Genomic DNA, 11,096 nt, shown 5'->3' on the forward strand with positions numbered 1-11,096 from the left:
CCTCAATTAATATTTCCTACGTGGCATGCATAGTGCAATCATAATAGCGATAATACCAATCATAGCTATAATATTAAATTGTACTGTGAAACTTGAAATCGTATTTAAGACAATGCTTAGAATAGGTGCAATCGCAGTACCTAAGAATAAAATAAATGTGTTTACTGATAAGAAGAACCCTTGGTTACCTCGAACAGTTAAGCCTACTTTAGAAATTGTTGATGGAATTGCGAAGGCGATACCACTTACAAACAGCACACTCCAAATAATTAGTAACACGATGTTTGTTGTTACAGACATTAAGATAAGTGCTACTGTACTCACAACTAATGAACTTAAAATAAGATTTTTAACACCTATGCGATCACTGATTCGTCCTGCAATTAGGGACAACAACATACCAATAATACCAAACAGTTTAGCATTAATCGCAGTTGTTTCATCCCCACCAATTGTATCGGAAGTGACGTAATGATTAAACACTGTATACATACTAATAAACATCGTCAACAATGTTAACGACACCCCATAGCATAAGAGCACGGATTTATTCGTTTTAAAATCACTAAAATTATTAAAGAATTTAAGTAATTGGATGTTGGGGTTCTTCACAGGACTTTCAGGAATTTGTCTATGAATAACAAAAGCTAAGATGATATATAGCACCGTTAAAGTGAAATAAACCATATGCCAATTTGAAAAACCTACTATGATCTCACTTAAATTTTGACCAATAATCCCTGATAACATGAAACTCGTACTAATGAAACTAATCGCAGTCATACGTTTGACCGATGAATAAGTTTCTGTCACGTATGTGATAGATACTGGTGAAAAGGCAGCAGCAAATATACCTTGTATCGCTCTTAAAACGACCAGTATTGCGAAAGAATGTACAAAACCTATGACCATACAAATCATTACAAGCCCACAAATTCCAAATAATATGGTGCGAATTCTCCCATATTTTTCTGAAATAGTCCCATAAAACAAACAACTTACTGAATATGTAACGGAAAATGCAACACCATTTAAAGTTGCAACTGATTGTGGAATTTTAAAGTCTTTAGCAAACTCTGCAGTTAATGGAATAGCCGTATATAAACTGCTCATTACTATAATTCCCGCAATAAAGAATATGGTTGTTATTTTGTTGTAATTCATTGTTTTTTGGATAGACATTTGCTTCTCCCTTCTTTCTATTTTCTACAACATTCCTATTATGACACTTTCACTTATTTTTCAAAAGACTATTTGAAATTGACAAAATACTTTTAAAGTTCTTTCATTTAAAAATCACATATTCGCTTTTTAAAATAAAAAATCTCTAATTCGAAACATTTCTATTGACTAATCTTAAAATAAGGACTACAATTCTAGTATAAAATTTATACCAATGGAGGTGACGTGTTGAAAATAGAATTAGGATTGACTTCATTTGCAGATAATGGGGATATGGTTATGCCTGATGGTACACAAGCTGCTGTTTCAAATGCTCAGAGAATTCGCGATATTGTAGAAGAAATTGAACTAGCTGATCAATTAGGATTAGATATATATGGATTGGGTGAACATCATCGTCCTGATTATGCTGTATCAGATCCAGTGACCGTACTTGCTGCTGCAGCATCAAGTACTAAGCATATTAAATTGTCATCTGCAGTAACTGTGTTATCATCAGATGACCCAGTACGTGTGTATCAACGATATGCGACATTAGACGCCGTATCTAATGGACGTGCTGAAATTATGATTGGACGAGGGTCATTCATCGAATCTTTCCCATTATTCGGTTATAATTTAAATGACTACGAAGACCTATTTAATGAAAAGTTGCAATTATTACTAAAAATCAACGAACATGAAGTTGTAAGTTGGGATGGTAAATTACGTCCAAGTTTCGACCCAACAGGTATATATCCACGTGTCGAACATGGTAAGTTACCTATTTCCATTGCAACTGGTGGTACACCTGAATCATCATTAAGAGCTGGTGCCTTTGGGTTAACAATAACGTATGCGATTATTGGTGGTAATCCTAGACGATTTACACGCAATATTGAGATTTATAAATCTGTCCCAGAATCTTACGGTCATAATCCAGACGAATTATCCGTATCGGTACACTCATGGGGGTACATCGCTGAAACAGACGAGAACGCTAAGAAAGAATTCTTCCCTTCTTTAAAAGCACACCATGATATTTTAGGTCGTGAACGTGGATGGCCTAGCTTTGACGAGAATATGTTTGAAAGAGAAGTAGGAAGTCAAGGCGCAATCTATCTGGGTAGTCCTGAGACGGTTGCTCAAAAAATTATTGAAACTGTTGAAACGTTAGGTCTTAACCGTTTTATGATTCATACACCTGTAGGTTCAATGCCTCATGAGTATGTAATGAAATCAATCCGTCTATTTGGCGAACGCGTTAAACCTATTGTTGATAAATACTTTGAAAACAAATAAAAAGGAGTTTTTTAAATTATGATTTTACGTTATGCTGCAAACTTAAAACTTGCTAAAGAATTATACACTGCTTCAAAACCTAAATTAAAAGGTGACCAAGAAATGAAAGATACATTCCAAAATGTATTCGGCTTACCAGAAAGCTCAGTTAAATTAGCTGGTACTGTAGAAGCTGCTGCCGCTGCTTTTTATGCTGCTAGTTTCTTAAACAAAAACTTATCACGTTTAGGTTCAATTGCTACTTTCGGTGTATTAGGCGTTGCTGCTTACAAACACTTTGAAGCTGGACATGGTAAAGAAGGTGCTCAACACGCTTTAGACTTATTAGGTTTAGCTGCATTAAGCTTTGCTGATACTTTCGATTGCGATAACAAATAGTATCGTTAAACTTTATAATGTAAAAGTAGGACGTGCGATGACTATCATCACACGTCCTATTTTTAATGTTCACTTTTTTAAAAATTCTGGGAAAGTTTGTGGTTTATCATGCACTAGTTGTTCAAAATCATTTGAATGTTGATCAAGTAACCCTCTTGCACCTGCTTCGTACATTGATGCAAGCAATGCACCAAACCCTTTAGGTTCATCATACATTTCTGAGAACTTTTCCAAAGAAACAGGACTATATTCAATCTTAGAACCTGCTGCTTCAGACAAAATTGCTGCTAATTCTGTCATAGAATAACTATAGCCAGAAAGTAAATATCTGTGTCCAAATTTATCTGGTTGTTGTAATAATGCTACGATACCTCTAGCAATATCATCTCTAGAAATATAATTAATACGGCCATCACCCGCTGGATAAATGAGTTTCCGCATATCTGCAAGTTCTGGTAAATAAGGTTTCAATGGATCCATATACATCGCCATTCTGACATAAGTATATTTAAGACCACTAGATGCAAGTAAACGTTCAGCGTAGCCAAAGTATGGACTCATATGGAAAGGATTATTATGTTGATCTGCATAGTATCCAATAAACATAATATGTGAGACATGTGCTTTATGAGCTGCACTAACTAAATTCTCCACTTCTGGGAGTCGCTTAAATGACGGATGAATAATACTCGGAATAAATATAACCGTATCAATACCTTTGAATGCACGAACCATACTTTCCTCATTAAAATAATCTAATTCTCTAACGCCTACTTTATCTTTCCAGTGTGATGGCATTTTATCTGGATTACGTATCCCAATATTAAAATCAGACACCTGTTCTTTAACTGCATGTTCAGTGATATGTGACCCAAGATGCCCGGTTGCGCCTGTAAGTAAAATTGTCATTACTATCGCTTCTTTCTTTTATAATTTAATTACTTTCTATAGTACTGTATTGCCCAAATTTGTCTGGATATACGTATTCTTAATGACATTGTTTCGAACTAACCTACACAAAATAGTGATTATTGTAACAGCTCATATTTTTCAAAGATATTTTTTCAACATGTCAGGCGTAACATGACAGTATGAGATATCCTCTGGATGTTTATCGAGTCTGTCTTGATGTTCCTCAGCACTTGCAAAGTAATTATTTAAAGGTAACACTTCTACGGCAATTCGCTCTTTATCAGGTCGTTTTGAGATGAAGTCGCGTGCTTCTTCAAGATGCTTCTGTTCATCACTATAAATACCTGTACGATATTTGGGGCCTTCATCAACACCTTGTTTGTTAATACTATATGGATCTATAATCTCAAAAAGATAATTCATTAAGTCAGTAATTGATGTCTGCATAGGGTCGAATGTCGTTTTGACACATTCTGCATAGCCGTCATATTTGTCACTAAGTGTTTCAGATATCCCATTTGCACGTCCCGCTTCAGTCGATAAGACACCTGGCAATGTTTTTATAAACGCTTGAACTCCCCATAAACATCCACCTGCAATGTACACAATTTCCATCTTTAACACCTCATTTCGAATCATAATTAAAAAAATAAAAGGAACTTTGTCATAGTTCCTTCTATTCTATCAAATTATTTCCTAACTAATGCGATAATTCCAGCAACGAGGATTAGAATACCTGATAAATAACCAAAAAATCCTAATATATATGAATTATTGCAGCAACAATAAGTATAATACTAATTAAAACACGTCTTTTATTAATTAAACAGCTTAATGTTAAAGTTATTGCTGATAAAATAATAGAGCTGGTTGCCACAATAGTCATTAATCCAACTAGTTCTGAACCATAACTTTTATCATAGTTTGTTAGAATTAGTGCAATCAATCCACCAATAATTCCAAATATATTTCCTGTTATTCCAAGAATCATTTCAATAATTCTGTTAGTTGGCTTAGGTTCATTCATATAATTATGTTCCATTGTTGTCTCCTTTTCTATGCTGCGTCATCTTCAGAAGAAGTATCTTCTGTATCTTCTGTTCCACTGTCTAATGATGAATCATCAGAACCAGGACCATTTGAAATGTCATCAGATTCAGATGCTTCATTTTCAGCTTATTCTGCTTGTTGTTGTTCATATTCTTCTTGAGCCAATTGGTCTTCATAATCTTGCATTGCTTTTTCGTATTTTTTTTCGCTTTAGCATTTTCTTTCTCATACAATGCTTCTACACGATCTTCTAATTGATTATACTCAATTTCTAACACATCTTTAGATACATGGTTCATCTTTTCACCATCAGTGAGTGAATTATATTCATCTACTAAAGCATTATACATATAAGCAGGATATGTCACGCCCAAGCCCGCTTGATCAGAATCATCATTTTCTTTTTTACTAGAAGATGTTGTATCTGATTCGTCCTCAACATCTGTAGTTGAGCTAGCCGAAGTATCTTTAGTGACATTTAAATTCTTAATTTCTGATTTATTAATAATCCATTGTGCCCTAACTTTGTTGAAATTAGGTACGGTATCTAATTCTAAAGTATAATGATCACTATCCGGTACATCATAAGTAATGTAGCCTGATGCAGTGTTATGCTGATTTAATTGGTGGCTAAATCCTTCATGCATATCTTCACTACCATACCATTCTTCATAATTCTCGTTATTTACTTTCATACTGAAATCAGTATTATCCATTAAAACTTGATCATCGTTATTATTTCTAAACTTTATGTATACTCTCAAGGCTTTGCCATTTACAGGCGCACTATACTCATCATGGTTATCTACGAATTCTACTTTAACTACTTTAATATCTACACCGTCATCATCCACGACTTGACCTATTTTAAATTTTTTCATTTTGTCTGTAGCTTTAGCCTTGTTATTGGCTTTTTCACCTTCTGCTTTATCTTTGTTGTCACTGAAGGAACATCTTCCTAAAAATACTAAAAATATAATACTTATAAAAAATAATCTTTTCATATTAGCCTCCTCATCTTTTTGTAAATTGAAAAGATACTATTTACATATATTTTTTTATACTTGATTTAAATTTTTTAGTGACATAAATAATTAATTGTTATCCCAACCTTTCATACTCTTTTATATGAATTTAAGAAGATAATACGAATTATTCATAACTTTTTCAGAATTAGTTTTTAAACTGGAATTACAAATTCAGATAAAGGAGTGCATATGAATGACTGGTATCATATCATCAGTATTATTACTCATTTCAATGGGGAGTTTAGCAGTAGCTTTTTTAACAGGAATATACGAAATACTTTCATGGTTAAGAGATAAAGATTATTCTCCTACATTTAAAATTCCCGTATTATTCTTTGGTTTATACGTGCTATTCTATATACCAACATTTATATTAATTAATTAATAAAACATGGAGGTGAAATATATGGAGGGGTTTCATATTTTATTAGTAGAAGACGATGAAACCATCGCTAAAAATTTAAAACAAATATTACAACAAAAAGGTGCACAGGTGACATTAGATAGAACTGGAGATAGCGTTTTTAACGTATTGAATGACGTTCATATCATTATTATGGATATTATGTTACCCAATAATGATGGTTTGTCTATCACTGATGGGATAAGAAGCATTTCTACTATACCTATTATTTATTTATCAGCAAGAGTTGATATCGATTCTAAAGTTAAAGGTTTGAATAATGGCGATGATTACCTTACCAAACCTTTCAATCCGAGAGAACTTATTTCTAGGATTAATAATCTTTTAACTATCCATTATGCTGATAAAGAGGCTCAATTTTATGAGTTTAAAGTTAATGCTAAAGACAAGATAATCAAATCTAATGATGGAAAGCAATTATCTTTAACTAAAACGGAACGTCGATTATTTTTCTATATGTATGAAAACAGAGATTTGATTTTAACTAAGGATCAAATTATTGATTACGTTTGGCAATTTGAATCCGCTTCTGAAAATACTTTGAACGCTTATGTAAAAAAATTAAGAACTAAGTTATTAGATTCTGGAACAATTATTGAGACAATTTATGGTATTGGTTATAGATTAAATGGGGGCTAATTTATGAGACTATTAAAAAAATACTATATGTTCATGGGATTGGGTTTATTATCGATACCTCTAGTTTTTTTAGCTATCAATAGTATGATACTACTATGTATTCTATTTATTGAAAAAGTCTTGGGTTATCCAATCGGTTTAAATTTTAAATCCAGTGGTCTTACAATAATTTTTTATATCTTTTTCTTCTTAATTCTAATTACTTTAGTTATTATTGCTTCACGCTATGTATATAAAATTGTGGATCGTTTACGTTTACTTAATGATAAATTATTAGACATTGCTAATAGTGACAAATTACCTAATAAATTAGACATACCTACTCATATAAATGACGAAATTGATGAAGTTGGCCAATCTATAAATATCTTAATAGACAGACTAAGATATAGAGAGTTAGAAATCATCGAAAACAAAAAGCAAGAACAAAATTACATTAATCAACTTGCCCATGATATTAATACGCCTCTAACTGCATTAAATTTAGAGTTATACCAACTCGGATTTCAATACCAAATTAATGATAATGATATAGAGTTATCTTATGAAAAGATAAACTATATTTCTAATTTAATTAAAGCATTACCTAACAAAGATGATATTTCTAGATTTTATACGTTTAACCACCAAGTTGATATACAAGCATGTATAAACACAACAATTGATAAATGGCACTATCTATTAGATTCAAAGAACATTCTAACCATTCTAAATGTTGAAGGTAACCCTATTTATTGGCTTGGTGACCAATTATGGTATGAGCGCTTATTTGATAACATTATTTCTAATATTTATAAACATTCTGATTCATCGCGTATTACCATTTTTCTAAACGAGGATTATATTACTATTCAGGATAATGGTATTGGCTTTAATGATATGTCTACTAAATCTAAAGGTTTAACTATTATTAAAGATATTTGCGAAAGATTCTCTTTAAAATTAAATATTAAATCTGATTCTAACGGTACTATAATCACTATTGAAAACAACAGAGAGTAATTATTTATATAAATCATTTATTTGTTAAAACTAGATATACTTTCTTAAAAATTGTTTTAAATTAAAACTACATAAGAAACATAAGCGTTCACATTCTTTCGTGTGTAGTTCTAAGATAGATTACGAAACATAGTTGCGAAGACTCCTAGGGGAGCATCCCAACTAAAGTGGAATGATGAACCTAAGTGCTATGACACACCAGGAACGCGTATCAACTTATTTGAGTAATCATCTATCTAAGAATACCTTTACAAAACAAAAAAGCTTTTGAGTAAAAGTAGAATTTTTGTAAGTCTTCATTTATCTCAAAAGCTTTATTATCCTCATTTAATGATTTAACGCATTCGTAATGACATTTTTAAACGTAGTTTCTTCAATACGATTATTCTGTTCTTGTTGTGCATTGACTCGCTCTTTAAATACACTTGGTTCCTTAACAATTTCATTTAATATATCAATTAATTGTTGAGGTTCGTCTTGCTTTGCAATATTCTTTTTAGCAATAAATGAACGACGATGCGCAGTTTCATCATAAGCCAAAATTAATTGATTATGGAGCATTGCACGTTCAATAGCATTAACGATTTCTCCACCTTTATTGATATCTAAATAAACATCACATGTTTGGAATAATTGATCAATCTTCGCTTGGGTGATTGTTGGATAAAGTTTAACGTTATCATATTTACCCAAGCCCATTAATTTAGCTGACATTTCGGTAATAGCACCAATATGAAATTCATAATCTTCACACTGTCGTATAATTTCTTCTAAATTGGGAAGATCATCAGAATTCGTTAAATTAAGTACTTGCTTGTTATAATTATTAGACTTCTGATAATCATACAAGTAGCCCAATTGACTGATGAAAGGACGATACTGCGCCTCAACATTTGATGTAATAGCCTCAAATTCTGCACTATCTGGGATAATTACTTTTGAATTCAGCGTCTCTTTATCTAACAATAACTTCATATTTCCCGGGACATTACTATGACTTTGTTCTTGCCAGAATAACACTGCATTCGACATATGATTCGATTGATATAACACGAAAAATGGTGTTGCCAATGAATTGATGAAGACAGTTGAAGTATCAACATCTATTTGGTCTAAATAGAAGCTAATGAAGTCTTGTTTTGACGCAAAGAAATGCGATTGACCTTGCCAATCTAATATAATATCTTTTGTGACAAAGTTTTCATATAATACTTCTTTCCCTTGACGATCGACGTAAGTCTTCAAGATGGGCTTTTTATTTAAATCATATACCGTTTCCGCAAATTTAAATCCATCTTTGTTATAAAAATCGACCGAACGCAAACGGTCCTTTGTATCAAACCACTCCACAAAACTCACAATTCGATTTTTAAAATGCTCGCGATAAAATATTCGCCCTCTTACATTACCATTATCTATAATTTCTGCATGATTATAATTACCTTTAATTTCCCATAATGGTGGCACTTGAACCTCATTAAAAAAGCTGGTTTATCGTCATCGTTTCGTTTATAATTTGCAAAAAATTGATACGGCGTCATGACGTTATCGGGTAAAAAACCGTCATCATCCATTACAATGGTCTCATGTTTAAATCCTGCAAATTGAAGTGATTGTTGAAGTTTTTGTGATGCTTCATCAAATATTTCAAATAAATTACACTTACTTCCCAATTGACTAATTGACCACAATTAATTTGAATGTACATCATTATAATTCACTTTACATGTAAATTGCAACAGAATTAGAACATCTATATATATAGTTTTTCTAGGTTTCATTGCACAAAACTCAATAACATTCAATCATCTATTCAAAATTGATTTTAGTGTTAATCTTGCAATACGTATATGAAGCTTGATTTAATAAGATATAATGGCAAAAATAACCTCAACCAATAAACATAACCACTTCAATGATTAGGGTTAAAATTCATTAAACTGCATGTAAATACATAGAATTAAACTATATAACAATTTTGTAACTATCCTAATTTTATTCATCGTATTTAAAATAAGAATGTATTGAAGAATTATTATTGAATACAGAATATTTAAGTTGAAATAGAACTAGTTTCCTCTTATTAAAATATAGTTTTCTTATACTTTTAAAATTGAAATTTAAAAATTAATCAAAAAGCTTTAAGAAGAAAGTATTATTTAATTACTGGAGTGAATGTCCAAAGAGGGAAATATCTATTTAAAATGTGAGAATAAAAAATGTTAGAACACTCAAGAAATAAATTAAACATAATATAGATTTAAGGTTGAAACGTATTCGTCTCAACCTTATCCTTACACTTCTTTAACCATGTTATACCACTTTATACCAGCATGTTGTGAGGTTGACTCTCCCTCATTGTTGTAGCCATAACGTTCATACAATGACACTAAAGCTTCTCGACATGTGAGTGTCACACCGCATCTTAATTGTTGCTTCGCCAGTTTCTCAAATTGCTCTAACAGTTTGCCCGCAATCCCTTGTCCTTGATAATCTTTGTTAACGACTAGACCTAATACACTAAGATAACCACCACTGTTAGGGTTGGATTGAATCTCTTCAAATAAGTCGTCGGTTATATATCGTTGATTAATTACAGGTCCATTAATATATCCGATTATGCGTCCTTCCTTTTCAGCGATAATGAATGTATCAGGTATTTTATTGATTCTCTGTTTCAAAGTTTTTGGCGTTGCCGCTTCATCTGGCGTAAAGCTCTCATTTTCAAGTTTAATAAGTGAGAACAAGTCTTCTTCTGTAACTTTGCGTAATTGCATTAAAACACCCTCTCTTAGTTTCAAAAAGTTGATTATATAATAGCTTACGCTTGTCTTAAATAAATGTATGACAAAACTGTCATTCAGTTGATAGAAGATATTAAGGTTTAAATTAAATTATTATGTTAAGTTATAAATATACATATTTATGATATTTTTAATTATTAAATAATCATCTTTATGTATGAAGAATGCTTTTTACTAAGGAGTGAATAAATTGATTAAAAGACGTTTTAAATATGCTTTTGGAACAACATTGGTAACATCATCACTATTACTTATGTCACACGGCCATGCTTTTGCAGCAACAAGTAACATTGACCAAGAGTTCAACCATGATAACAATGGTCACCCAATTACATCCCAAGATAGTAACAACAATGTAGATTCTGGTTTCAACCATGATGTTGATGACAATAACGA

The 11,096-nt window shown here is 31.8% G+C and carries 11 protein-coding genes and 2 pseudogenes; 6 read left to right on the plus strand and 7 right to left on the minus strand.

All coding sequences use genetic code 11. From position 1 onward, the window contains the following. Nucleotides 1–6: 6 nt before the first annotated feature. Nucleotides 7–1,176 (minus strand): MFS transporter, encoded by a 1,170-nt coding sequence (locus HMPREF2715_RS08070; RefSeq protein ID WP_176743863.1) that lies wholly within the window; start codon nucleotides 1,174–1,176, stop codon nucleotides 7–9. Nucleotides 1,177–1,410: 234 nt separating this feature from the next. Here HMPREF2715_RS08070 and HMPREF2715_RS08075 point away from each other — a divergent pair, with 234 nt between their 5' ends. Both HMPREF2715_RS08075 and HMPREF2715_RS08080 read left to right on the plus strand, forming a co-directional pair. Continuing rightward, complete coding sequence (locus HMPREF2715_RS08075) at nucleotides 1,411–2,463, plus strand: LLM class flavin-dependent oxidoreductase (RefSeq protein WP_070581034.1); 1,053 nt, start codon at nucleotides 1,411–1,413, stop codon at nucleotides 2,461–2,463. 18 nt (nucleotides 2,464–2,481) lie between these two features. Beyond that, nucleotides 2,482–2,841 (plus strand): DoxX family protein, encoded by a 360-nt coding sequence (locus tag HMPREF2715_RS08080; RefSeq protein ID WP_037538195.1) that lies wholly within the window; start codon nucleotides 2,482–2,484, stop codon nucleotides 2,839–2,841. A gap of 69 nt (nucleotides 2,842–2,910) precedes the next feature. On the opposite strand, the gene HMPREF2715_RS08085 is transcribed toward HMPREF2715_RS08080, so the two are convergent. The 4 genes and pseudogenes from HMPREF2715_RS08085 to HMPREF2715_RS08100 form a co-directional block, all read right to left on the minus strand. After that, nucleotides 2,911–3,750, minus strand: a complete 840-nt coding sequence (locus HMPREF2715_RS08085; RefSeq protein WP_037552138.1) for an SDR family oxidoreductase — start codon at nucleotides 3,748–3,750, stop codon at nucleotides 2,911–2,913. Between the two features lie 141 nt (nucleotides 3,751–3,891). After that, complete coding sequence (locus HMPREF2715_RS08090; protein WP_070839819.1) at nucleotides 3,892–4,368, minus strand: peptide-methionine (S)-S-oxide reductase; 477 nt, start codon at nucleotides 4,366–4,368, stop codon at nucleotides 3,892–3,894. A gap of 74 nt (nucleotides 4,369–4,442) precedes the next feature. Continuing rightward, a pseudogene (locus HMPREF2715_RS08095) lies at nucleotides 4,443–4,795 on the minus strand (hypothetical protein). A gap of 67 nt (nucleotides 4,796–4,862) precedes the next feature. Continuing rightward, complete coding sequence (locus HMPREF2715_RS08100; protein ID WP_240565814.1) at nucleotides 4,863–5,807, minus strand: DUF4352 domain-containing protein; 945 nt, start codon at nucleotides 5,805–5,807, stop codon at nucleotides 4,863–4,865. A 217-nt stretch (nucleotides 5,808–6,024) separates the two neighbouring features. On the opposite strand from HMPREF2715_RS08100, the gene HMPREF2715_RS08105 reads away from it, so the two are divergent. Genes HMPREF2715_RS08105 through HMPREF2715_RS08115 form a run of 3 tightly spaced genes read left to right on the plus strand, consistent with a single transcriptional unit; the run spans nucleotide 6,025 to nucleotide 7,896 of the window. Next, nucleotides 6,025–6,216, plus strand: a complete 192-nt coding sequence (locus HMPREF2715_RS08105) for a hypothetical protein (protein ID WP_037538190.1) — start codon at nucleotides 6,025–6,027, stop codon at nucleotides 6,214–6,216. A gap of 21 nt (nucleotides 6,217–6,237) precedes the next feature. Beyond that, on the plus strand, nucleotides 6,238–6,894 hold the full coding sequence (locus HMPREF2715_RS08110; RefSeq protein ID WP_053036069.1) for a response regulator transcription factor: 657 nt from the start codon (nucleotides 6,238–6,240) through the stop codon (nucleotides 6,892–6,894). A 3-nt stretch (nucleotides 6,895–6,897) separates the two neighbouring features. After that, on the plus strand, nucleotides 6,898–7,896 hold the full coding sequence (locus HMPREF2715_RS08115) for a sensor histidine kinase (RefSeq protein WP_037552131.1): 999 nt from the start codon (nucleotides 6,898–6,900) through the stop codon (nucleotides 7,894–7,896). Nucleotides 7,897–8,223: 327 nt separating this feature from the next. Here HMPREF2715_RS08115 and gtfB read toward each other — a convergent pair whose 3' ends face one another. Both gtfB and HMPREF2715_RS08125 read right to left on the minus strand, forming a co-directional pair. Next, nucleotides 8,224–9,363 (minus strand): accessory Sec system glycosylation chaperone GtfB, encoded by a 1,140-nt coding sequence (gtfB, locus tag HMPREF2715_RS08120; RefSeq protein WP_240565812.1) that lies wholly within the window; start codon nucleotides 9,361–9,363, stop codon nucleotides 8,224–8,226. An 827-nt stretch (nucleotides 9,364–10,190) separates the two neighbouring features. After that, nucleotides 10,191–10,673 carry a GNAT family N-acetyltransferase gene (locus tag HMPREF2715_RS08125; RefSeq protein ID WP_053036071.1) on the minus strand — a complete coding sequence of 161 codons (483 nt, stop codon included), beginning with the start codon at nucleotides 10,671–10,673 and terminating at the stop codon, nucleotides 10,191–10,193. Between the two features lie 217 nt (nucleotides 10,674–10,890). On the opposite strand from HMPREF2715_RS08125, the pseudogene HMPREF2715_RS08130 reads away from it, so the two are divergent. Continuing rightward, nucleotides 10,891–11,096, plus strand: a pseudogene (locus tag HMPREF2715_RS08130) (hypothetical protein); the annotation flags it as partial.

Source organism: Staphylococcus sp. HMSC062A01 (assembly GCF_001836805.1).
In the GTDB taxonomy this organism is placed as follows: Bacteria; Bacillota; Bacilli; order Staphylococcales; family Staphylococcaceae; genus Staphylococcus; species Staphylococcus haemolyticus.